The 23525-nt window shown below is 68.9% G+C and carries 21 protein-coding genes; 13 read left to right on the forward strand and 8 right to left on the reverse strand.

Annotated features, from left to right (window positions below; all coding sequences use genetic code 11):
• Positions 1 to 35: 35 nt before the first annotated feature.
• Positions 36 to 1904, reverse strand: coding sequence for a heavy metal translocating P-type ATPase (locus A5688_RS02665; RefSeq protein ID WP_242660332.1), 1869 nt, complete (start codon positions 1902 to 1904; stop codon positions 36 to 38).
• 171 nt (positions 1905 to 2075) lie between these two features.
• Between A5688_RS02665 and A5688_RS02670 the strand changes: the two genes are divergently transcribed.
• Positions 2076 to 2429, forward strand: a complete 354-nt coding sequence (locus A5688_RS02670; protein ID WP_067834241.1) for an ArsR/SmtB family transcription factor — start codon at positions 2076 to 2078, stop codon at positions 2427 to 2429.
• 11 nt (positions 2430 to 2440) lie between these two features.
• On the opposite strand, the gene A5688_RS02675 is transcribed toward A5688_RS02670, so the two are convergent.
• On the reverse strand, positions 2441 to 3049 hold the full coding sequence (locus A5688_RS02675; RefSeq protein WP_067912412.1) for a TetR/AcrR family transcriptional regulator: 609 nt from the start codon (positions 3047 to 3049) through the stop codon (positions 2441 to 2443).
• Positions 3050 to 3141: 92 nt separating this feature from the next.
• Between A5688_RS02675 and A5688_RS02680 the strand changes: the two genes are divergently transcribed.
• From A5688_RS02680 to A5688_RS02700, 5 genes are all read left to right on the forward strand, one after another.
• Entirely contained in the window at positions 3142 to 4311 is a 1170-nt protein-coding gene (locus A5688_RS02680) for an aromatic ring-hydroxylating oxygenase subunit alpha (protein WP_067834239.1), read from the forward strand.
• A gap of 80 nt (positions 4312 to 4391) precedes the next feature.
• Positions 4392 to 5525, forward strand: coding sequence for a M20/M25/M40 family metallo-hydrolase (locus A5688_RS02685; protein ID WP_067912324.1), 1134 nt, complete (start codon positions 4392 to 4394; stop codon positions 5523 to 5525).
• Positions 5526 to 5723: 198 nt separating this feature from the next.
• Complete coding sequence (locus A5688_RS02690) at positions 5724 to 6740, forward strand: GHMP kinase (protein WP_067912327.1); 1017 nt, start codon at positions 5724 to 5726, stop codon at positions 6738 to 6740.
• Positions 6728 to 7345 (forward strand): D-sedoheptulose-7-phosphate isomerase, encoded by a 618-nt coding sequence (locus tag A5688_RS02695; protein WP_067834233.1) that lies wholly within the window; start codon positions 6728 to 6730, stop codon positions 7343 to 7345. Before A5688_RS02690 ends, A5688_RS02695 begins: the two co-directional genes overlap by 13 nt.
• 8 nt (positions 7346 to 7353) lie before the next feature.
• Positions 7354 to 7905, forward strand: a complete 552-nt coding sequence (locus A5688_RS02700) for a D-glycero-alpha-D-manno-heptose-1,7-bisphosphate 7-phosphatase (RefSeq protein WP_067912329.1) — start codon at positions 7354 to 7356, stop codon at positions 7903 to 7905.
• Here A5688_RS02700 and A5688_RS02705 read toward each other — a convergent pair.
• Positions 7902 to 8648, reverse strand: coding sequence for a WecB/TagA/CpsF family glycosyltransferase (locus A5688_RS02705; protein WP_242660329.1), 747 nt, complete (start codon positions 8646 to 8648; stop codon positions 7902 to 7904). The genes A5688_RS02700 and A5688_RS02705 overlap by 4 nt on opposite strands.
• Before the next feature lie 339 nt (positions 8649 to 8987).
• On the opposite strand from A5688_RS02705, the gene A5688_RS02710 reads away from it, so the two are divergent.
• The 3 genes from A5688_RS02710 to A5688_RS02720 all read left to right on the forward strand — a co-directional run bounded on the left by A5688_RS02710 (position 8988) and on the right by A5688_RS02720 (position 11514).
• Positions 8988 to 9932: a GNAT family N-acetyltransferase gene (locus tag A5688_RS02710; protein ID WP_431602674.1), complete on the forward strand. Its 945-nt coding sequence runs from the start codon at positions 8988 to 8990 to the stop codon at positions 9930 to 9932.
• Positions 9933 to 10146: 214 nt separating this feature from the next.
• Positions 10147 to 10836, forward strand: coding sequence for a DUF5642 family protein (locus A5688_RS02715; RefSeq protein WP_067912416.1), 690 nt, complete (start codon positions 10147 to 10149; stop codon positions 10834 to 10836).
• 27 nt (positions 10837 to 10863) lie between these two features.
• The gene (locus tag A5688_RS02720) at positions 10864 to 11514 is read left to right on the forward strand and encodes a DUF5642 family protein (RefSeq protein ID WP_067912335.1); all 651 of its coding nucleotides are present in this window, start codon (positions 10864 to 10866) and stop codon (positions 11512 to 11514) included.
• 59 nt (positions 11515 to 11573) lie between these two features.
• On the opposite strand, the gene A5688_RS02725 is transcribed toward A5688_RS02720, so the two are convergent.
• Positions 11574 to 12170, reverse strand: a complete 597-nt coding sequence (locus A5688_RS02725; RefSeq protein ID WP_207546584.1) for an alpha-ketoglutarate-dependent dioxygenase AlkB family protein — start codon at positions 12168 to 12170, stop codon at positions 11574 to 11576.
• 94 nt (positions 12171 to 12264) lie between these two features.
• Here A5688_RS02725 and arcA point away from each other — a divergent pair, with 94 nt between their 5' ends.
• A complete protein-coding gene (gene arcA, locus A5688_RS02730; protein WP_067912337.1) occupies positions 12265 to 13479 on the forward strand; it encodes an arginine deiminase in 1215 nt (404 codons plus the stop codon).
• A 74-nt stretch (positions 13480 to 13553) separates the two neighbouring features.
• Here arcA and A5688_RS02735 read toward each other — a convergent pair whose 3' ends face one another.
• On the reverse strand, positions 13554 to 15149 hold the full coding sequence (locus tag A5688_RS02735; protein WP_067834221.1) for a dolichyl-phosphate-mannose--protein mannosyltransferase: 1596 nt from the start codon (positions 15147 to 15149) through the stop codon (positions 13554 to 13556).
• A gap of 24 nt (positions 15150 to 15173) precedes the next feature.
• On the opposite strand from A5688_RS02735, the gene rsmI reads away from it, so the two are divergent.
• Positions 15174 to 16010, forward strand: coding sequence for a 16S rRNA (cytidine(1402)-2'-O)-methyltransferase (gene rsmI, locus A5688_RS02740; protein ID WP_067834218.1), 837 nt, complete (start codon positions 15174 to 15176; stop codon positions 16008 to 16010).
• 14 nt (positions 16011 to 16024) lie between these two features.
• On the opposite strand, the gene A5688_RS02745 is transcribed toward rsmI, so the two are convergent.
• The 3 genes from A5688_RS02745 to A5688_RS02755 are packed head-to-tail and all read right to left on the reverse strand — an operon-like array spanning position 16025 to position 19432.
• A complete protein-coding gene (locus A5688_RS02745) occupies positions 16025 to 17275 on the reverse strand; it encodes an aminodeoxychorismate synthase component I (RefSeq protein ID WP_068268041.1) in 1251 nt (416 codons plus the stop codon).
• Positions 17276 to 17327: 52 nt separating this feature from the next.
• Entirely contained in the window at positions 17328 to 18239 is a 912-nt protein-coding gene (locus tag A5688_RS02750) for an RNA polymerase sigma-70 factor (protein ID WP_067834214.1), read from the reverse strand.
• On the reverse strand, positions 18236 to 19432 hold the full coding sequence (locus tag A5688_RS02755; RefSeq protein ID WP_067912343.1) for an NAD(P)/FAD-dependent oxidoreductase: 1197 nt from the start codon (positions 19430 to 19432) through the stop codon (positions 18236 to 18238). Before A5688_RS02755 ends, A5688_RS02750 begins: the two co-directional genes overlap by 4 nt.
• Positions 19433 to 19823: 391 nt before the next feature.
• On the opposite strand from A5688_RS02755, the gene A5688_RS02760 reads away from it, so the two are divergent.
• Both A5688_RS02760 and A5688_RS02765 read left to right on the forward strand, forming a co-directional pair.
• The gene (locus A5688_RS02760; protein ID WP_067912419.1) at positions 19824 to 21497 is read left to right on the forward strand and encodes a hypothetical protein; all 1674 of its coding nucleotides are present in this window, start codon (positions 19824 to 19826) and stop codon (positions 21495 to 21497) included.
• 161 nt (positions 21498 to 21658) lie between these two features.
• Positions 21659 to 23524, forward strand: coding sequence for a putative bifunctional diguanylate cyclase/phosphodiesterase (locus A5688_RS02765; protein WP_067912346.1), 1866 nt, complete (start codon positions 21659 to 21661; stop codon positions 23522 to 23524).
• Position 23525: the final 1 nt, after the last annotated feature.

Genomic DNA, 23525 nt, shown 5'->3' on the forward strand with positions numbered 1-23525 from the left:
TAGTAGCTTACGCAGTAAAACGCTGAGCCAGTCGCTCAGCCGGCGGCGCCGCGCCAGGCGCGCCGGCTCAGGAGTCGCAACCCGTTGAGCGCGACGACGACCGTGGAACCTTCGTGGCCCGCGACGCCGAGGGGTAGCGGCAGGTGGCCGATCAGGTCCCAGGCGACGAGCCCGGTGATGAACGTCGCCGCGATGACGAGGTTGGCGATCACGACGCGGCGGGCGCGACGGGCGATCGCGACGACCGCGGGGATGGTGGCGAGTTCGTCTCGGACGGTCACGGCGTCCGCGGTCTCCAGCGTGAGATCGGATCCGCTGCGGCCCATGGCGATTGACGAGTGCGCGGCGGCCATGGCGGGTGCGTCGTTGATGCCGTCGCCGACGAACAGCACGCGATGACCGTCGTCCTGGAGTTGGCGGACGGCGGCGACCTTGTCGTCGGGCAGCAGGTCGGCGCGGACATCGGTGATCCCGACCTGTGCGGCCAGATGTTCCGCCGCCGGCCGGGTGTCTCCGGTCAGCAGGGCCGGCGGGTTGGACGTGATCGTTGTTATCGCGCGGATCGCCTCGTCCGAGCCGGGGCGGACGGTGTCGTCGAGTCCGAGAACCCCGATCGCCGTTCCGTCGACGATCACCAGAACGGCGGTCGTACCCCGCAGTTCCAGCCTGTCCGCGGCCGACGGGTTGTGGTGAAACGCTCGCGGGCTGAGTACCTCGATCGTCTGATGTGCGAGGCGGGCGCGCACGCCGCGACCCGGAAGCGCCTGAAAATCGGTGACTTCGGTGCGGGCGAGTCCGTGCCGGCGCGCGGCGGCGACGACCGCGCGTCCCAGGGGATGTTCGCTGAATTGCTCTGCGCTGGCTGCGATTCGGAGGACGTCGTCGTCGGAGTATCGGTCGTCGATCGCGGCAATGCTGGTGAGTTGCGGCGTTCCCGTCGTCAGGGTGCCGGTCTTGTCGATGATCACCTGCGTAGTGTCCGCAAGGTGTTCCATGGCGACCGCCGACTTGACCAGGACACCGTGGCGTCCCGCGTTGGCGATCGCCGAGAGCAGTGGCGGCATGGTGGCCAGCACCACCGCGCACGGGGAGGCCACGATCATGAACGTCATCGCCCGGAGCAAGGTGGATCGGAGTTCGGCCCCGAGGAGCAGGGGAACCGCGAACAGGGTGAGCGTGGCCACGACGACGCCCACGGAATAGCGTTGCTCGACCTTCTCGATGAACAGTTGCGTCTTCGCCTTGGTCGCCGACGCCTCGGCGACGAGGGCAACGATGCGGGCAACCACGGTGTCGGAGGGGTCCTTGGTCACGCGAACGCGAAGTGCCCCAGCACCATTGAGCGTGCCCGCAAACACCTCGTCGTCGCTTGCCTTGCCGACCGGCATGGGCTCCCCGGTCACCGACGATTGATCGACGTCCGAGGCGCCGTCGACGACGACACCGTCGGCCGAAACGCGCTCACCGGGGCGCACGCTGACCACGTCACCGACGCGGAGGTCTTGGGCGTTGACCGATTCTTCGACCCCGTCAACGCCGACGCGCACGGCGCGACCGGGTGCCAGGTCGAGCAACCCCTTGACCGAGTCCTCGGTGCGCTTGGTGGCCGCGTCCTCCAATGCACCGGACGTGGCGAAAATGACGATCAGCAAAGCGCCGTCGACGATCTGGCCGATGCTCGCCGCGCCGATGGCGGCCACCACCATGAGCAGGTCCACGTCGAGCGTTCGAGATCGCAACGCCCGCAAGCCTTCCCACGCGGGCATCCAACCGCCGGTGACGTAGCACGCCAGATACAGCGTCCAGCGCAACCACTGCGGGCCGCCAAACAGGTCGGCGGTCAGTCCGGTGAGGAACAAGGCCAGCGCGACCGCCGCCCACCGAACGGAGGCGACTGACCACATGCCCAGGATGGTTGACCGTCTGGTGGCGGCGACGAGCGCGCGTGTCCCCTGTGCGGTGGCGATTGTCATCTAGGCTGCTCCGGACCCGTGGTTCACGTCGTCTGCACATGTATACATGTAAAAGTCTACATATATCCTACCCGTGGATGCGCCCGTGCTTCAATGGGTGGTATGGGACACGGAGTCGACGGCAGGGTGACGCCACCGGCGATGCTCGACCCGGCGTCGGCGGGCAAGATCGCCGAGACTCTGCAGGCCCTGGCTTCGCCGAACCGCCTGATGATCCTCACCCGGCTGCGGCAGTCGCCGTGCTCGGTCGGTGACCTATCCAGCGCCGTCGGGATGGAACAGCCCGCGGTATCGCACCAGCTGCGGCTCTTGCGCGCCCTCGGCCTGGTGGCCGGCGACCGCAACGGCCGCAACATCGTCTACCGCCTCTACGACAACCACGTCGCCCAGTTGCTCGACGAAGCCGTCTACCACATCGAGCACCTGCGTCTCGGGGCCACCGATACGACGGCCTAGCCGCAGACCTCTCAGTGCCGCACGGCGGCGTGGGCGCGCACCGACGGCGCGATCCAGTCCTCGAGGAACCTGCGCAGCTCCGCGCCGGTGCGCGGTGGACGGCCCGGATCGACGATCAATGACTGCAGGGTGCGCAGCATGATCTCGACCAGTTCGTCGAGCCTGCCCTTGGCGAATCCCGCTGCGGCCCAGTCGACGTCGAATCGTTGCAAGATCGACCGGCCGAACGAAATGGCCACGTCCGACGTGACCCCCGCGGTGAACGCGCTCGCCTTGCCGGGCTGGAACACCAGGCTCAGGTACTTGTCATGCGCGAGTTGTTCGAAGGTGTAGGCGATGCCCTCGACCACCGCCTCGGTGGGGTCGGTGATCGAACCCAGGTGCGCCGCAAGGCGATCCATGAAGCCGTCGACGGAGGACAGGGCCGTCGCACCCAACAGCGCCTCGTGGGTGGGGAAATACCGGTAAATCGTCTGCCGTGTCACGCCGAGCGTCGACGCGACCTCGGACACGCTCACGGTCCCACGCGCGTCGATCGCGCCGCGCGCCGCGTTCAGGATGCGCGCGATCGCCTCATCGTCGTCGGCCGGGATGTCACCCGACCAGCCGTGCCGGCGCATGGCGTGATCGTCGCACACGCCGGACGCCAACCTTGACAATACAAACAATAGTGATTGTATGGTCTGCGAGCATCGAGGCGAGGGAGACGAGGGTGACGACGATCAACAGCCCGGTGAGCGGTACCGACGAGGCGCTGACGCGCCGCGGCCTGCGCCATGCGCTGGACAAGACGACGGATTTGGCCGAGCGGGAACTGCGGGTGCCGCTGCACTATTACCGCGACCCCAAGATCACCGAGATCGAGGAATCGCAGATTCTGCGCCGGGTGCCGCTGGCCATCCTCCCCTCGGCGCAGGTGCCGAACCAGAACGACTACGTGGTGCGCTCGGTGCTGGGCGATTCGCTGCTGGTCACCCGCGACCGATCCGGGGCCAGCCACGTCCTGCTCAACTACTGCCGGCACCGCGGCGCCATGCCGGCGTGCGGCTCGGGCAACGCCTCGCGCTTCGTGTGCCCGTATCACGCCTGGACCTATCGCAACACCGGCGAGCTGTTCACCGTGCCGGGCAGGGCCGGCTTCGACTCGATGGACACCAAGGACTACGGCCTGGTGGAGCTGCCGTCGGTGGAGCGGCACGGCTTCATCTGGGCGGTGCTGACCGCCGGCGCGACGATCGACCTCGACGCGCATCTCGGTGACTTCGGCGCCGAACTGGCGCTGTGGAACTACGGGTCCTACGGCTATCACACGCAGCGCGAGTTCACGTCCGCCGTTTCATGGAAGGGCGCCCTGGAAGCGTTCGCCGAGGGATACCACTTCCCGTACGTGCACGGCGACAGCCTCATCGGGCAGAACACGCTGGCCAACACGATGGTCTACGACGAATTCGGCAAGCATCACCGGATCGGATTCCCGTTCACCTGGATTACCAACGCAGGCACCGACGCCACGGCCTCGCTGGACCCGGTGGCCAACATGGGGGTGATCTATTGGGTCTATCCGAACCTCATCCTGGCCAACAGCCCGGTGGGCGTGGAGATCATCGACATGCTGCCCGCCGGTGAGCCGACCCGCTGCACGGTCCGGCACAGCTGGATGGGCCGCGTCCCCGCCACCACCGACGAGATGCGAGCGGCCTACGACGCGGTCTTCGAGGGCGTGCATGCGGCCGTGCGCGACGAGGACTTCGCCATGCTGCCCCAATGCGGCGAGGGCGTCCGGCATGGCCAGCACGACCACATGATCATCGGGCGCAACGAAATCGCGGTCCAGCACATGATCAAGGTGTTCGCCCAGGAACTGGGCGTCGCGCTGGCCTGAAACAGCGGTGTTGCTCCGAGGTGGGTAGCCGTAAGCCGGCGCGGGTATTGATCCTCTGAACCCAAGATGGAGAGGATCCGATGGCGCACCGCGACAGCGACGCAGGCGACGAGTTGCTGCAAGAACTTCTGTTGACCTACGGGCCGTGCGGGCAGGAGGGTGCGGTACGCGCGGTCATCGCCCGCGAACTGCAATCCCTCGTCGACGACATGTGGACCGACGACGCCGGCAACCTGATCGGCTATGTCGCGGCCAACCCTTCGGCCGGTGATGCCGGGGCGCCCAACCACCGCCACCGCACCGAGTCCATCCCCGGTACCGCGACACGGGTGATGGCGCACATGGACGAACTGTCCATGATCGTCAAGCGCGTGGAACCCGATGGCACACTGCATCTGACGCAGCTGGGCACGATGTACCCGGGAAACTTCGGATTGGGTCCGGTCGCCGTGCTCGGCGACAACGAAACCCTCACCGCCGTACTGACTCTCGGCTCCGAGCACACCACCCGGGAAAGCCCGCGGATCTGGGAGACCAAACCCGATCAGGGCGACCGCTCGCTGGACTGGCATCACGTCTACGTCTTCACCGGCCGCAGCGCCGACGAGCTGGCCGCTGCGGGAGTGCACGCCGGCACCAGGGTGTGTGTCGACGGCAGCAAGAGAACGGTCGTTGAGATCGGCGACTACGTCGGCGCCTACTTCATGGACGACCGTGCCGCGGTGGCCGCCCTGCTGAACGCCGCACGCCTGCTGCGGGAGCGCCAACAGCGGCCCGCCGACGACGTGTATCTCGTGTTCACCACCAACGAGGAGATCGGCGGGGTGGGGGGCACCTACGCCAGCGCCACGCTGCCCGGCGACCTCACCCTCGCCCTGGAAGTCGGCCCCACCGAACGCGAGTACGACACCAGCGTCACCGGCGGGCCGATCATCGGTTACAGCGACGCGTTGTGCGTGTACGACAAGGAGGTTGCCGACCGCCTGCGCAAGATCGCCACCGACCGGGGGTTGTCGCCGCAGCCGGCCGCGCTGGGCGCGTTCGAGTCCGACGCGTCGCACTCCAAGGCCGGCGGGCTGACCGCGCGCGCCGGCCTGCTGTGCCTGCCCACCCTGAGCACCCACGGCTATGAGGTGATCGCTCGCCGCGCCATCGACGACATGGCCACGATCGTGGTCGATTTCGTGCTGGAGCCGAGTCAAAAAATCGCGTGAATCCCGGCCCATAACCAAGCGCGGTGAAGTCGGCGAAAACCCGACAACCGCGCTGGTCAGCCTGTTAGTCTGACGACGCTTTTGGGACCGAACGATGGGATGAACGCGTGGCGGGCGTGGTCTGGCAGCAGTCGACGATGATTGTGCGCGTGGGACGCGGACTCCTCAGTTGAGCGAACCGTTCGAAAGCCAATCCCCATGACAAGGCCACGAATCCGCGCGCGAGCGCCGCTGCGGATCTCGTTCGCCGGGGGCGGCACCGACGTGCCGCCGTTTCCGGCGACCGAAGGCGGCTGCGTCCTGTCGGCGACCATCGATCGCTACGCCCAGGGATCGTTGGCGCCGCGCACCGACCGCCGGGTCAGCATCGAGTCGGTGGATTTCAAGACCACGCACGAGATGACGCTCGACAGCGAGATCCTTTACGACGGCAGCCTCGATTTGATCAAGGCCGCGGTGCGCCGGTTCGGCCGCGACGGCACGGACGGCTACGACCTGGTGCTGCGTTCCAGCGCTCCGCCCGGCTCCGGGCTGGGCTCGTCGTCGACGATGATGGTCGCCCTCACCGGCCTGCTCGCCGAGCACTATCGGGTGCCGATGGGCGAGTACGAGACCGCCCAGCTGGCGTGCGCCATCGAACGCGACGACCTGGGCATCGCCGGCGGCATGCAGGACATGTACGCCGCGACGTTCGGCGGTTTCAACTTCATCGAATTCACCGACCGCGTGATCGTCAATCCCCTGCGGGTCCGCGACGAGACCGCCTTCGAACTCGAACTGAGCCTGCTGCTGTGCTACACCGGCATCACCCGGGACTCCGCGCGCGTCATCGAGGACCAAACCCGCCGCGCCACAACGGGATCAGACGACACCCTGGCGGGACTGCGGGCCCAGAAGGATCTGGCGGTCGCGATGAAGGCGGCGTTGCTGACCGGCAAGCTGAACGATTTCGGTGCGCTGCTGGGCGAAGCGTGGATCCAGAAGAAACGCATGTCGCCCTACATCACCAATGAGCGCATCGACGATCTCTACGACCTCGCCCTGAAGAACGGGGCGCTGGGCGGCAAGCTCACCGGCGCGGGTGGTGGCGGATACATCCTGCTGTTCTGCGACTTCGCCAAGAAGCACCGCCTCATCGAAGCCCTCGAGGGCGCCGGGGCGGCCATCACCGAATTCGCGTTCGAGAGCAAGGGATTGACCACATGGCAGGCATAACCGGGCCGGATGTCGTCGCGCCGAGCGTGGAGTTGGTCCGGCAGCGATTGGCCGAAACGATCGCGGTCAAGCAACAAATGCAGCAGGGCGACGTCGCCGCACACACCGTCGAGGTCGCGCGCGTGATGATCAGCGCGCTGCGCGCGGGCGGGAAGGTGATCTTCTTCGGCAACGGTGGATCCGCGCAGGACGCCGGCCATCTGGCCGCCGAACTCATGGGCCGCTTCGCTTTTGACCGTCCCGGCCTGGCGGCCATCAGCCTGCCCGATGCCACGGCCGCGATCACGGCGATCGGCAACGACTATTCCTACGACGAGGTATTCGCCCGCCAGGTCCTGGCCGCCGGGCGGGCCGGCGACGTGGTGATCGGGCTGACCACATCCGGCAACTCTCCCAACGTGGTCCGCGCGCTCGAGGCGGCCGGCCAGGCGGGGATGACGACCGTGGCGCTCACCGGCGCGCGCGGCGGCAAGGTGGCCGACGTCGCCGAAATCTGCATCCGGGTGCCCAGCCACGACACCGGGCGCATCCAGGAGGCGTGCCTGCACCTGGGCCACTCCATCTGCGAAATGGTCGAAGCCGCACTGTTTCCCAGGCCGTCCTGACGTCGACGATGGCCGCGTCCGAGCTGCGCAACGTGCGCACCGTCTTCCTGGACCGCGACGGCACGATCAACGTGAAGGCCGCCGAGGGTGAGTACATCCGGTCACCCGCCGAGCTGGTGCTGCTGCCGGGCGCGGCCGCGGCGGTGGCCGCGCTGAACGCCGCGGGCCTGCGCACCGTGTTGGTGACCAATCAGCGTTGGCTCTCCGAAAAGTCTTCCAAGCCAGCGCACTTCGCCGCCGTGCAGCGCCGCCTGGAAGAATTGCTGGCCGGCCACGGCGCCCGGCTCGATGCCGCCTATCACTGTCCGCACGCGGCCGGCAGCTGTGACTGTCGCAAGCCGCTGGCCGGGATGCTGGTGCGGGCGGCGCAGGAGCACGACTTCGATTTGACCGAGTCGGTGATCATCGGGGACAGCGACAGCGACATGCTGGCCGGCAGGGCGGCCGGAGCGGTGACCATCCTGCTGCGCTCCGGTGGCGCGTCCGGGGCAGCGGACATCGTGGTCGACGACCTGGCTTCCGCCGTCGAGCTCATCGTGAATGCTCAAGCGGCGCACTAGCTTCGGATAAATCGGTGGGACGCCGAGCGGGCCACCAGCGCGAGCGCAAACGGCAGATCGTCGCGCAGATACCGGCGGGCAAGCCGCCGCGGCTCGAGCGCCAGCCGGTGCAGCCACTCGAACCCGAGCCGCTGCATCAGCGGCGATGCCCTCCGGACCACACCGGCGGTCATCGCGATGCCGCCACCACACGCCAAGAACCACGCGCCCGGCAATTCCCGGCGCAGCTGTTCGATGAGGCGTTCCTGGCGAGGGAAGCCCAAGCCGACGAACACCAGATCGGGTGCCGCGCTGACGACGTCGGCCATCGCCCGTCGCGCCCCTTCCTCGGTGTCGTCGAAGCCGAACTCCGGTGACTGCGTGCCGGCGACACGTAGGTCGGGGCACCGCGCCGCCAGCGCCTCGGCCGCCCGCTGCGGCACTCCGTCGGCGCCGCCGAACAGATACACCGACTTGCCGTCCGCGGCCGCCGCCGCGCTCAGCGGAAAAATCAGCGACGAGCCGGCGACACGCTCGGGCAGCTTCTCGCCCTTGGCGCGCGCGGCCCACACCAGCGGCATCCCGTCGGCGACGACGAGGGACCCCCGGGCTATCAGCTCGGCCAGCGCCGCATCGCGGCTGGCCGCCAGGGCCACGTCGATGTTCACCGGGATGATCGAGCCCCCCTGGCCGGTGGCCCAGGCCGCGCGCGCAGTGTCGACCACGTCCTGTTGCGTCAGCGCGTCGAACCAGAGATCGCCCACCTGAATCTTGGCTGGCCCCGCACCGGCCGACTTCGGGAAAATGACCTCGGACCTCCATCCGGCGCGAGCGCACGCAACGTCTGACCCGATCATCATGCCCGACGTCGCGCCGACCGATCCGGCGTTTGAACCGCGCATCCTTGCCCGAGCCACAGCCCTGCTCATAACCTGGGCAAGATCCGACCGCGACCGGGAAGCTTCGGCCTGGTGCGGTAAACGACGGCAAGCAGGCGGGCAGGTCATGGCATCACCGCGACGCGCAGAGCGGTGTCGCGATGCTGCGGGCGGCGGTCTATAGCGGTGTCCGGACTCACCGCCCGGGTGGACGAGCTCGCGACGATGGACATCTTCAACGGATGTCCCGCCCACGACCTTGCCCCGTTGGCGGGCCGCCTGCAGCCCCTGCGCGCCGCGTCCGGCCAGGTGCTGATGCGGCAGGGGGAGCACGCCGTGTCGTTTCTGCTGATCTCCTCGGGTACCGCCGAGATCAAGCACGTCGGTGACGACGGTGTCGTGATCATCGAGCATGCCTCCCCGGGCATGATCGTCGGCGAGATCGCTTTGCTGCGCGACATTCCCCGGACCGCGACGGTGACCGCCGCCGAACCGCTGACCGGTTGGATCGGCGACACCAAGGCCTTCGCCAGCATGGCCCACGTCCCCGACATCATGCCGCGGCTGCTGCGCACCGTGCGCCAGCGTCTCGCCGCGTTCATCACGCCGATCCCGATCCGCGTTCGTGACGGCACTCTGCTCTTGCTGCGCCCGGTGCTCCCCGGCGACAGTGAACGCACCGTGCACGGCCACATCTACTTTTCCGGCGACACGCTGTATCGGCGATTCATGACCCCGCGGCTGCCGACCCCGGCGTTGATGCACTACCTGTCGGAGGTCGACTACGTCGATCACTTCGTGTGGGTGGTCACCGACGGCGACGACCCGGTGGCCGACGCGCGCTTCGTGCGGGACGAGAACGACCCGAAGACCGCCGAGATCGCCTTCACCGTCGCCGACGCCTACCAGGGCCGCGGCATCGGCACGTACCTGATCGGCGCGCTGGCCATCGCCGCCCACGTCGGCGGCATCGAAAGATTCTCCGCGCGAATGCTTTCCGGCAACGCGCCGATGCGCGCGATCATGGACCGCTACGGGGCCGTATGGCAGCGCGAGGAGATCGGCGTCATCACCACCGTCATCGACGTGCCGCGACCGCGCCACCTGCGGCGTGAGGAGGTCGAGCAGATCAAGCGCATGGCCCGGCAGGTGATGGAGGCGGTCGGCTGAGTCCCGGCGCTAGGCCCCCGCCGGGTGCCGGTGCGCCAACGCCGGCCAGTCCCAGCACCATTAGGTGACTTCCGAATCCGCTGGCGCATGCGCTAGCACGTTTGGGAATTACGTAGTCTTTTCCCCAGCCACTCGTACTACGGATGTGGTTCCGGCCACCGCGGCGCTGGTGTGGGAAGCCGGGCACGGTCGCGTCTTGTGCTATCAACTCCTCATGCGGCCGTTCCCGATTGGCCCGGCGTCGATTCTGGTGCTCACGACGGTGATCGCCGCCTGCGGTCACTCACCGGCACGCGCACCGTCGGCCACTACCACGAAATCCGCTCCGGCGAGCGCCGTTGCCGTCAACCCCGCCAACATCAAACGGGTCGTTCGCGACCTGCCGCCCGGTTACGAGGTGACCACCGGCATCCCCAGCTCGGCCTCACCGAGGGTGATCTGGAGCCTGGGGGATGACCTTCAGGCCAAGCCGGCCAAATGCGGGGCGCTGGCCGACCCCGGCAATGGGCGCGACGAGTCGGCGCAGGGCGTGTCGGGTTCGGGGAGCGGCGGCATCGTGGACGCGGTGGTGGTGGCTTTGCCGGGGCCGGTCGATTTCCCGGCGGACCTGGTCAGCGCGTGCGCCCAATGGTCGGAGACCGCCGGGCGCACCGTGGTTCACGTCCACCTCACCGACCCGCCGCACATCGACGGTGCCGAAACCGTCGGCATGGTGGCCGACGTCAGGTCGTCCGTCGAGTCGGGCACCGAAATAGATTCGCGCACCTACACATTCACCGCCTATCTAGGCAACTACTACGCGTTCACCACGCTGACCACCGACCCGGGTTCGGCGCTTCCGGTGCTGCCACCGCAATTCGCCGCGGATCTGCTCGCCAAAACGGTGTCCACGTTGCGCAGTTGAGCTACCCGCTTGGGTAGATTGGCCACGATGTCCAAGATGTTGCTCGCGGTCGCGGCTGCCTGCGTCCTGGCCGGCTGCTCATCGGCCACCCACCCGGCGAAGGTCGACATCAACAAGGTCGTCGACGTGAAGTCCAGCTTTGGTCCCGAGTACAAGGTCAACGACATCAGCGAACGCGGCATCGATCCCAAGCTGCTGGCCGGCCGGAAACTGCCCGACGGGTTGAAATTCGACCCCGCGAACTGCGCGAAAGTGGCGGCCGGACCGGACATGCCGGCGGACCTGCAGGGCAACATGTCCGCGGTCACCGCCGAGGGCCGCGGTAACCGGTTCGTGGTGATCGCGCTGGAGACTTCAAAAGCGTTGCCGTTCAACGATCCCGGGAAGGACTGCAACAAGGTGACCTTCGCCGGCCCGCAGATGCGGGGAGGTGTCCAGGTGGTCGACGTGCCGCGGATCGACAGCGCCCGCACGCTGGGCGTGCATCGCGTCATGCAGGCGCTGACGCCCGGGGGTCCACGCACCGGCGAGCTGTACGACTACTCCGCCTCATTCGGCGACTACCAGGTGATCGTCATCGCCAACCCGCTGGTGGTTCCCGACCAACCCGTCGCCCCGGTCGACACCCAACGCGCGCGCGATTTGCTCGTCAAAGCGGTGACGGCGGTGCGCAACTGACGCTCGGCCTGACGGCGGCGGCCCGCTGCGCCCGGCTGCCGCCGCGCTTGCGACCGCCGCTAGCGCACGCCGCGCGGCCGGAACTGAATGCTCACCCGCGGCCCGACGGATGCCGTCGTCTTGGGCACGGCGTGCTCCCAGGTGCGCTGGCAGGACCCGCCCATCACCAGCAGATCGCCGTGCGCCTGCGGCAGCCGCAGCGAGGGGCCGCCGCCGCGGCGGCGCAGCGCGAAGGAGCGGGTGGCGCCCAGGCTGACGATCGCCACCATGGTGTCCTCGGAACTGCTGCGGCCGATGGTGTCGCCATGCCAGGCCACGCTGTCCGAGCCGTCGCGGTAGCAACATAGCCCGACCGTGGTGAACGGTTCACCGAGCTCGCCGGCGTAGATGTCGTTGAGCCGCCGACGCAGCCGGGCCAGCTCCGGATGCGGCGGGTCGGCGACCGTGAGGTCGTGAAAGCTCACCAGCCGCGGCACGTCGACGACGCGGTCGTACATCTGCCGGCGCTCCTCGCGCCACGGCACCGTCGACAGCAGGGCGTCGAGCAGTTCATCGGCATCGGTGAGCCAGCCGGCGCGGATCTCGATGAACGCGCCGTCGCCGAGTTGTCTGCGCTCGGTGTGCTGGAACAGGGAGCCTTGGACCGCGATCTCCACGGAGGAGAGTTTATCGCACATCCGTTCGATGGCGCGGGCGCGCGCGACGGGCGTGTACCGCGACCGGGCGCCCCGGCGCCGCTACGGTTGAGCTGTGGGTGTTGTTGAGCTGGGCACCAATTCCGAGGTCGGCGCGCTGCGCGTGGTCATCCTGCACCGCCCCGGCCCCGAGCTGCTCCGGCTCAATCCGCGCAACGTCGACCAGCTGCTGTTCGACGGCCTGCCGTGGGTCGCCCGCGCGCAAGACGAGCACGACCGGTTCTCCGCGCTGTTGCGGTCGCGCGGGGTTGAGGTGCTGCTGCTGTCGGACCTGCTCACCGAGGCGCTTACGCACAGCGGGGCCGCCCGCATGCAGGGCGTCGCGGCCGCAGTCGACGCGCGGCGACTCGGAGCGCCGTTGGCGCAAGAACTTTCGGCGTACCTGCGGGGGCTCGAGCCGGCCCGGCTGGCCCAGGTGCTGATGGCCGGCATGACGTTCAACGAGCTGCCCGCGGACACCCGGACCGACGTCTCGCTGGTGCTGCGCATGCACCACGGCGGCGATTTCGTCATCGACCCCCTGCCGAACCTGGTGTTCACCCGCGACTCGTCGATCTGGATCGGCCGCCGGGTGGTGATTCCCACGCTGGCGCTGCGCGCCCGCGTCCGCGAGGCGTCGCTGACCGATCTGATCTACGCCCATCACCCGCGGTTCACCGGCGTGCGGCGTGCCTACGAGTCGCGCACCGCGCCGGTCGAGGGCGGTGACGTGCTGCTGCTCGCACCGGGCGTGGTCGCCGTCGGGGTGGGGGAGCGAACCACTCCCGCCGGTGCGGAAGCGTTGGCCCGCAGCCTGTTTGACGACGACCTGGCCAACACGGTGCTCGCGGTGCCGATCGCGCAGCGGCGCGCCCAGATGCACCTGGACACCGTGTGCACGATGGTCGACACCGACACGGTGGTGATGTACGCCAACATCGTCGACTCGTTGTCGGCGTTCACCATTGCGCGCACGCCCGACGGCGTCGCCATCAGCGACGAGGCCCCGTTCCTGGAGGCCGCGGCCAAGGCGATGGAGATCGACCAGCTGCGCGTCATCGACACCGGGCTGGATCCCGTCGTCGCCGAACGCGAGCAGTGGGACGACGGCAACAACACGCTGGCGCTGGCGCCCGGCGTGGTGGTCGCCTATGAGCGCAACGTGCAGACCAACATTCGCCTGCAGGACGCCGGCATCGAGGTGCTGACCATCGCCGGATCGGAGTTGGGCACCGGTCGCGGCGGTCCGCGGTGCATGTCCTGCCCCGTCGCCCGCGACCTGTTGCCCTAGACGCCGCGAGACTGCAATCAGCAACGCGTTTCCCGAGTGGGGCCGTCGCCAGTTACAGTTTCGCGTCCAGAAGGCTATCGCCAGCTGGGCAGCCAGATCTCCATGTTCCAGGTCTGCTGCGAAATCGGCAGACCGGTGAGAATCGGGAACAGCCAGGCGAAGTTGGTCACCACCAGCGCCACGTAGGCGCAGACCGCGATCAGCCCCAGGGTGCGGCGCTCCGAGTGCGCCTGCAGCCGCAGCCGTCGGGGCGGGGCGCCAGGGGTATAGAGGATGTCGCCGCAAATCAGCGCGATGGCCATCACCAGGAACGGCGCCATGGTCGCCGCGTAGAAGAAGTACATCTGCCGGTCGATGTCGGCGAACCAGGGCAGCCAGCCGGCGCAGTAGCCCACCAGCACGGCGGCGTAGCGCCAGTCGCGGCGAACCAGCATGCGCCACAACGCGAAAACCAGGACCGGCACCGCCAGCCACCACATCGCCGGGGTGCCCACCAGCATCTCGGCCTTGACGCACGATTGGGCGCCGCACCCGGAAACGTTCTGCTCGTCAATGGCGTAGAGCACCGGCCGCAACGACATCGGCCAGCTCCACGGTTTGGATTCCCAGGGGTGGTAGTTGCCGGCGGAATTCGTCAGGCCGGCATGGAATTGGAACGCCTTGGCCGAGTAATGCCACAGCGATCGGATGGCGTCGGGCATTGGAACAATCGAATGTGCGCCGATCGTCTGGCCCACCTCGTGGCGGTCGATGGCGGTCTCGGAGGCGAACCACGGGGTGTAGCTGGCCAGGTACACCAACACCGGGATGACGCCCAGCGCGTACGCGGTGGGGATCAGGTCGCGCCGCAGCGTCCCCAGCCAGGGCCGGGTGACCTGATACTGACGTCGCGCGGCCACGTCGAACGCCAGCGACATGAGGCCGAAGAAGAGCACGAAGTACAGGCCGGACCACTTTGTGCCGCAAGCTAATCCGAGCAGGATTCCGGCGCCGAAGCGCCACCAGCGCACACCCAGCCGCGGACCCCACACGGTGTCGGCGTTGCGGCCCTGCTGCAGCGCGATGTGCATCCGTTCCCGAACCTGGTCGCGGTCGACGATCAGCGCGCCGAACGCCGCGACCACGAAGAAGGTGAGGATGCCGTCGAGCAGCGCGGTCCGGGCGGCGACAAAGCTGACGCCGTCGCAGATCACCAGCACGCCGGCGATCGCGCCGATCAACGTCGAGCGGCTGATCCGCCGGACGATCCGCATCACCAGCGCCACCATGACCACGCCCAGCAACGCGCCGGTGAACCGCCAGCCGATGCCGCTGTAGCCGAAGATCGCCTCGCCGAGGGCGATCAGTTGCTTGCCGACAGGCGGGTGGACGACCAGGCCGAACCCGGGATTGTCCTCCACCCCGTGGTTGTGCAGCACCTGCCAGGCCTGCGGCGCGTAGTGCTTCTCGTCGAAGACCGGGGTGCCGCCGTCGGTCGGTGAGCCCAGGTTCAGGAAGCGCGTCACGGCGGCCACCAAGGTGATCACGCCGGTCACCACCCAGCCGCGAATCTGATCGGTCGGGCCGAAATCGGCCACCGGCACCAGCGGCCCGGGGCTGACGATGGGCACCGCGCGTTCCTGTTCGGCACCCTCCATGCTCAAGAGGGATTCGCGGGGCGGGGCGGTCATCACGTCGATCGTAGGCTGTCGGTCATGACCACCGGCCGCCTGTTGCTGGGCGCGACCCCCCTGGGGCAGCCGTCGGATGCCTCCCCCCGCCTGCTGGACGCCCTGGCCCGGGCCGACGTGGTGGCGGCCGAGGACACCCGGCGGGTGCGCACGCTGGCCAAGGCCCTCGAGGTGCGGATCACCGGTCGGGTGATCAGCATGTTCGACCGGGTCGAGAACGCCCGGGTGGACTCCGTGCTGGAGGCGATCCGCGCGGGCGCGACGGTGCTGGTGGTCAGCGACGCCGGGATGCCACTGATCAGTGACCCCGGCTATCGGCTGGTGACGGCGTGTGTGGAGGCCGGGCTGCCGGTGGGATGCCTGCCGGGGCCGTCCGCGGTGACGACCGCGCTGGCCGTGTCCGGCCTGCCGACCGAGAAGTTCTGCTTCGAGGGATTCGCGCCACGCAAGGCGGCCGCGCGGCGGACCTGGCTGGACTCGCTGGCCGACGAGCGGCGCACCTGCGTGTTCTTCGAGTCTCCGCGCCGGCTGTCGGCCTGTCTGCGGGACGCGGTGGATCGGCTCGGCGGCGCCCGCCGGGCCGCGATCTGCCGGGAGCTGACCAAGGTGCACGAGGAAGTGGTGCGCGGATCGCTCGACGAGTTGTCGGCGTGGGCGGCCGACGGTGTGCTCGGTGAGATCACCGTGGTGCTGGCCGGCGCCACCCCGAGCGCCGACCTGCCGTCGCTGGTGGCCGAGGTCGAGGAGCTGGTCGCGGCAGGCACCCGCATCAAGGACGCCTGCGGTGAGGTGGCCGCGGCCCATCCGGGGGTGCGTTCGCGCCAGCTCTACGACGCGGTGCTGCAGTCCCGCCGCGACTGACGGCGGCCCGTCGGTCAGCCGGCCGGGCTCGCGGCTGCGATGGACGCCAGCCCGACGACGGGGGACGCCTTGTGCAGGCATTCGGCCCACTCGGCGTCCGGGTCGGAGTCGGCGGTGATCCCGCCGCCGACGCCGAACTCCGCGCCGCCCGCGGCATCGAATTCGACGGTGCGGATCGCGACATTCATCTCGCACCCGGCCAGGGGTGACGCCAATCCGATTGTGCCGCAATATATTCCACGACTATTCGGCTCCCATTGCGAGAGCAGTTGGCGGGCACGGTGTTTGGGTGTCCCGGTGACCGAGGCCGGGGGGAAGGTGGCGCTCAGCAGCGCCGACGTCGGCAGCTCGGCGGGAACCTGCGCGGACACCGTCGACACCAGATGCCACACGCCCGGGGCCCGCCGCACCACCAACAACTCGGGCACCCTCACCGTGCCGACGATCGCCACCCGGCCGAGGTCGTTGCGCACCAGGTCGACGATCATGATGTTTTCGGCGACCTCTTTCGCCGACGCGCGCAGCGCCGACGGCCAGGCGTCCAGCGGCAGGGTGCCCTTGATCGGGCTGGACGTCACGACCGTCCCGCGCCGCCGCAGGAAAAGCTCGGGGGACAGCGACGCCACCGCGCCCCACGGGCCGGCGACGTAGGCCGCTCGCGCCGGAGAGGTCCGGGCGACGCCGTCGATGAAGAAGTCCAGCGGGGCGCCGGTGACCGTCCCGCTGAACTGCGTGCAGACGCAAGCCTGGTAGACCTCGCCGGCGCGGATGGCTTCCAGGCAGGCCAGCACCCCGTCGCGATGCGCCGCCCGGTCGGCGATGCCCCAATCGATCCGGCAAGCGCCCGGCTCGGCCGCCGGTGTGGCCAGCGCGGTGGCGAGCCAGTCCGGCATCGGCGCGCCGGACAGGCTCTCATACCACCAACGGCCGTCGCGGTCGCGGCGCAGCACACAGTCGGTCCAGCCGCCCGCGGCCTCCGGGATCCGGTTGGGCAGGGCGTCGGCACCCGGGTCGGGATACGACAGGTAACCGATCCAGCCGCCGCCGACCGCGTGCGGTTCGGGCGTCGGCGACGCCTGCACCGCGAACACCTCGTCGGCGCGCACCGGGCGCACCGTCAGGCTCGGCGCGATCACCGCCAGGGCGCCGAACCATTCGCCGGTCAGCGCGGCCGGTGGCGGCAGACCGAGCCTGCCTGTGGCGTGACCCACGGCGCGCAGCACCTGGGGTGCGGCGCCAAGGTCGCCGAGCCGGTCGATTCGCACAGCCCTAGCTTGACAGAGCGGCGGCGTTTCGCACCCCCGCACGCCGGTGGGCTCAGCCGCGGCTGATGTCGCGGGCGGTGGCCAGGGCGGCGAGTTTCTGCGGGTTGCGCATCACGTAGAAATTGGTGATCTTGTCCTCGGCGATCTCCAGCGTGATAACGCCTTCGAGCTGTTCGCCGAGGTAGAGCAGCACCGCCGGGGCGCTGTTGCAGGTCACCATGTCCACCCGCATCGTGCCGAGCGCCGCGGCCCGACGCATCAGCCCGGCGATCGCGCGGGCCACCTTTTCGGCGCCGACCACCGGCCGGCGGGCGGCGCTCACCACGCCGCCGCTGTCGGCGGTCCAGGTGGCGTCCGGGGCGAGCATGGTCATCAGTGCCTCCACGTCGCCGCCGGCCGCGGTGGCCAGAAACTGCGCGGTGATCTCGGCGTTGCGCTCCGGGTCGACTGCGTCGAACCGCTTCCGCCGGGCCCGCACGTGTTCGCGGGCCCGGTGCGCGACCTGCCGCACGGTGGGCGCCGGCCTGCCCACCGCCTCGGCGATCTCGCCGTAGTCGAACCCGAACACCTCGCGCAGCACGAACACAGCCCGCTCGTCGGGGCTCAACGTCTCCAGCAACACCAGCATCGCCATCGAAATCGACTCCGCCAGAACGACATCCGCCGAGGGGTCCTGCTCGTCGAGCAGCAACGGCTCCGGCAGCCACGGCCCCACGTAATCCTCGCGCCGGCGAGCACCGGCCCGCAGCGAGTTCAGCGCCTGGCGGGTCACCAGCTGGGCCAGATACGACTTGGTGTCGCGCACCGTCGCCAAGTCGACCGCCGCCCACCGCAGATAGCTGTCCTGCAAGACGTCGTCGGCCTCGGTCGCCGAGCCCAGCATCTCGTAGGCGATGGTGAACAGCAGTGGCCGCAGCACGGTGAACCGTTCGGCGTGCTCGCTGCCGGTCGGTGCTTGCGTCATCGCGCGGCGACCTCCTCGCCGGCGGGTGCCGGCGCGGGCCGCTTGCCGCCCTTGATCCAGCGGTACGAACCGGGCTTGGCGGCCTCGCGGCGGATCGACCACAGCGTGCCCTTGCAGATCGCTTCCTTGACCGACGCCGCCGCCCGGCCGCCGAGGAACATATTCACCGGGGTGTCATCGGTGCGGGAGAACTGCACGGTGGCGTGCGTGCGGCCAAGGCTGATGCACTGCCCGACGAACGCCTGGCTCAGCGCCGCGGGCACGTCGCCGGCGATCCGGCTGAGCACGGTGTTGGCGGCCTGGGCGCCCATCGGGCCGGCGGCCTGGCAGCTCATCCGCAGCGGCTGGCCGGACGGCGCGGCAGCGTCACCCGCGGCGACGATGCGCCCGTCGTCGATGCTGGTGAGCGTCTCGTCGGTGAGCAGCCGGCCCATCGCGTCGGTGTGCAGGCCGCTGCGGGCGGCCAGGTCCGGCACGGCGAATCCGGCCGTCCATATGGTCGCCGCGCTGGGCAGCGCCACGCCGTCGGTGAGCACCACCTCATCCCAGCGCACCTCGGCCACGGCAACGGACTCCAGCACGTTGACGCCCAGCCGGCGCAGCCGCTTGGCCACCGAGCGCCGGCCCCGCCTGCTCAGCGACGGACCGAGGACGGGGCCGCAGACCAGGGTTACCGGGCGACCGCCCTCCGCCAGCTCGGAGGCGGTCTCGATGCCGGTCAACCCGCCACCGACCACGGTGACGGGTGCGGGCAGCGGCAGATCGGTGAGCGCGTAGTGCAGCCGCTGCGCGCTTTCCAGGTCGGCGACCGAGTGCGCGAATTCGGCGAAGCCGGGCACCGCGGAAGCCCCAGCGGGGGCCGCACCCGTGCTTCCCACGGCGTAGATCAGGTAGTCGTAGTCCAGCTCCGCGCCGGAGGTCAGCAGGACCCGCCGGTCCTCGGTCTCGATGTGATCGACGGTGTCGACGACCAACCTGATCCCCTCGCCGAGCAGCGTCGCGTAATCGGCGGTCGCCGTGCCCGTGTCGGCGACCAACTGGTGCAAGCGGATTCGCTCGACGAAGACGGGTCGCGGGTTCACCACGGTGATGTCGACGTCCGGACGCTGGCGCAGATGGTTGGCCGCCAGGGTTCCGGCGTATCCGGCGCCGACGACGACGACATGCGTTCTTTGGGGGGCCACCTCGGTCATGGCTGTCTCCTTTTCGTGAGGACCTGTGCCCTTGAGACACCGCGGACCCGCCGAGCGTGACAGGCTCGCCCGCAATTGTGACGCGCCTCACTGCGCGGCCGGCGAAGGCGCGGGCCGATTTTCGGGCGCACCCCCGCTGAGCTGCAGCGAAGCCATGCCGAAACGCGCATGATACGCTGCGCTACGCCAAATCGTGGCCCGCCCCGGGCCGGATGCACGCACCATTGGAACGCGCGAAATATGGGGTCACTTCAGGCGCATCGGTGTGTATTGGAGAAGCAACCTTGACGACGACTATCGCTGTGATTGGGCGGGACGCTGCGCCGGCGTCGGCGCAGTCACCGAGCGCCCGCGGGCGGTTGTCGTCGGGCGCGATCTGACGCCGGTGACCATGATGTGTTCCTCGAGGAAGCGCGCGCTGGCCGCTGTCGTGTGCGCGGTGCTGGCGCTCAGCAGCTGTGGCGGTAAGAGCGACCCCGGGCCGCTGTCGGCGATGGTCAGCCCGGCCATACCGCCCACCGCGCAGGAGATACCCAACCCGCTGCGCGGCCAATACGAGGAAATGCTGAATCCGCTTTTCCCGCAAGGTAATTCGTCGCAGCAGCGATACTCGCCCTGGCCCGCGTCCTACGACGCCAGCCTGCGTGTCTCGTGGCGGCAGCTGCAACCCGTCGATCCGCGCACGTTGCCCCCGGACGCACCCGACGACCGCAAGTTCGACTTCAGCGCGATCGATGACGCGCTGAACAAGCTCGGGAGCCGGAACATGCGCCTGACCCTGGGCGTGTACGTCTACAAGTCCTGTTGCAACGACTCCTATCCGGGCAACACCAACATCGCGATTCCGGACTGGCTGCGCCCGTCGGCCGCCACCTATCCCGTGCCGCCCAACGGTTCCGCGCCGGGCGTCACCCAGGTGGTGCCCAACTTCAACGACCCCGACTACCTGAACGGCGTCAGCCAGCTACTGGCCGCGCTCGGCCGCCGCTATGACGGCGACGAGCGCCTGTCCGTGTTCGAGTTCTCCGGGTACGGGGACTTCGGCCAGAACCAACTCGCGTATCTGCGTGATTCGCTGGGCGCGGCGGGCCCCACCCCCGACGACAGCGCGGCAAAGCTGGGCTACTACAGCCAGTTCCGCGACCAGAGCATCACCAAGGCCTCCATCGCGCAGCTGGTCGCGGCGAACGTCAACGCCTTCCCACACACCCAACTGGTGGTGGCGCCGCAAAATCCGGAAATCGTCCGCCAGCTGTTCGACGACGACGTCACCAAGAAATCGGCGGCCCCGGTCGGCGTCCGCGCGGACTGCCTCGGGGTGCAGAGCCCACTGCCGGAATGGGCCGAGGCCAGCGACTCGCACTACGTCCGGTCCAACGATGCCGTCGTCAACGCGATCAAGCAGCGGCTGATGACCGCGCTGGTGATCAGCCAGTGGTGTCGACCGCCGAGCGGGGCCGACCCCCGGTCGTACTACGAGAAGGGCCTGCACGACGTCATCCGGTACCACGTCTCGATGACGTCGAGCGCCGATTTCCCCGACAGCGATGCGGCGACCGCGATGGATCCCAGGCTGTTTCAACTGTGGGGCCAGGCCACTACCTCCGCCGGCTACCGGTATTCGGTCGAGGCCAAGCCGGGATCGCAATCGATCCAGGGCAAGGTGGCGACCATCTCGGTGATCTGGACCAACTACGGCTCAGCGGCGGCTACCGAGCGCTGGGCGCCCGGATACAAGCTGGTGGACTTCTCCGGGGCGACGGTGCGCAGCCTGCCCGCGACCATCAATCTCAAGACGCTGGTTCACGACGAATCCAGTCAGTCCCGTGAGGAGCCGGTTCCCGAGTCGGCGAGCGAGTCGGTGCACGTGGACGTCACGGGCCTGGCGCCCGGTCACTACACGCTGCGTGCCTCCGTCGAATGGCAACAGCACATACCGGGCGCCTCGCACGTCGTGAACTACGCACCCATGGCCCTGGCACGGGACGGTCGCGACGGCTCGGGGTTGTACCCGATTGCCACACTGGACATCCCGAGCGATTCGGCCTCAGCAAACGGCGGGTGAGGCGTCGCCGCCGAACCGGCGCACCGCCCGTCGGCGCCTCGTCGTAAGCCCCGATACACGGCACTGTGCGTGATACCGTTTCCAGACGGATTTCGGCCGCGTCGCCGCGCGGTCAGAGGTTCGACCAGCAAACAACTGAGCGAACTAAAGGACCCCTTCGCGTGCCGCGCAGCCTTGACCTGGTGGTCACCTCTGTCGCCACCCAGTTGATGGAGGCCACCGCGTCCACGGCGACCCAGGTCAGTGAGAAGGTCCTCGCGCAGCTCGTCGCTCAGTTCGATGTCGACGCCAGTTTCCTGCGTCACCACGACCACGACGCCCCGGCCTCGGTGTTGGTCGCCGAGTGGCCACGGCGCGCCGACGCCGCCGATCCGGATCCGATGGCCGATCTCGAGTTCGACGGCGCCGAGGCGGTGCTCGCCCAGTGCGAGCGCGACCGCAAGCCGGTGGTGACCCGGCCGGACCAGCCGAGCGGCTGGTTTCGCCGCTCGATGAACCAGGGCAGGGCGCCGGTGTCGCCCTCGCTGGCCGTTGCGCCGCTGGTGTCCGGCGATGCCGTCACCGGCGTGCTCGGCTTCGCCAAGTTCGGCGCCCGTAAGTGGAAACAAGAGGAGATCAACACGCTCGAGGCGGTCGCGGCGCTGTTCGCGCAGCTGCAGGCCCGCATCGCCGCCGAGGAACGACTCCGCTATCTCGCCGAGCACGACGACCTGACCGGCGTGTACAACCGCCGGGCGCTGGTCGCGCACCTCACCGCACGGCTCACGGCGCACAGCGCCGGGCCCGTCGCCGTCTTCTACCTCGACCTCGACCGGCTCAAGCCGATCAACGATTACCTCGGTCACTCCGCGGGCGACTGGTTCATCAGGATGTTCGCGCAACGCATCGAGGAGTGCGCGGGCAGCGAGAGCATGATCGCCCGGCTGGGCGGCGACGAGTTCGTGGTCATCCCGCACCAGCCGATGACGTCGGAGGATGCCGAGGCGTTCGCGCGCCGCCTGTCGACGATGCTGTGCGACCGCCTGACCATCGGCGGGCACGTGATAAGCCGGACCGTCAGCATCGGGCTGGCGGTGGGCACGCCCGGGATCGACAACTGCACCGATCTGCTGCGGCGGGCCGACGAGGCCGTGCTGACGGCCAAGCGCGCCGGCGGCAACCAGACGGCGGTGTCCACCGACGACATGTCGCTGAAACGGGCCTTCCGCAACGACATCGAGCTGCACCTGCAAGGAGATATCGAAAGCGAAGGCCTGATCCTGCACTACCTGCCCGAGGTGGACCTGTGGACCGGCGCCATCGTGGGCGCCGAGGCGCTGGTGCGCTGGCGGCACCCGGTCTGGGGGCTGCTGTTGCCCGACGCGTTCATCGGCGTCGCCGAAACGACCAACCTGGCCGCCGAGTTGGGCCGCTGGGTGATGCGCACCGCCTGTGCCGAATTCAGCCGGTGGCGCGCCAACGGCGTGGGGCAAGGCGCCATGTTGCGCATCAACGTGTCGCCCATTCAGCTGATCAGCCGTGGTTTCGTGGAAAGCGTCGCCGAGACGATCGGCGAGTTCGGCATCGACGCCGAATCGGTGTGCCTGGAGATCACCGAGCGCGCGGTGGTGCACGACATCGACACCACGCGAAAGACCTTGGCGGAGCTCAAAGAAGTGGGCGTGCAGATCGCCATCGACGACTTCGGCACCGGTTATGCCGTTCTGTCCCACCTGAAGTCTCTTCCGGTCGACATGCTCAAGATCGATGCCGGATTCGTGCGTGATGTGGGCACCAATGCCGGCGACCTGGCCATCGTCCGCGCGATCATCGGACTGGCCGAGGCGTTTGGCCTGGAAGTGGTCGCCGAAGGCGTCGAGACACCCGCTGCCGCACTGATTTTGATGCAACACGGGTGTCACCGGGCGCAAGGCTTCCTGCTGTCGCGGCCCATCCCCGGCGATGCGATGGAAGCGTTGCTGTCCGCGCGCTGGATGCCGATGCCGTTTCTCGCCGATCACGAGTCATCGTCGCTGGGTTCGCTCTAGC

Origin of the sequence: Mycobacterium mantenii (assembly GCF_001667865.1) — a bacterium.
GTDB lineage: Bacteria > Actinomycetota > Actinomycetes > Mycobacteriales > Mycobacteriaceae > Mycobacterium > Mycobacterium mantenii_A.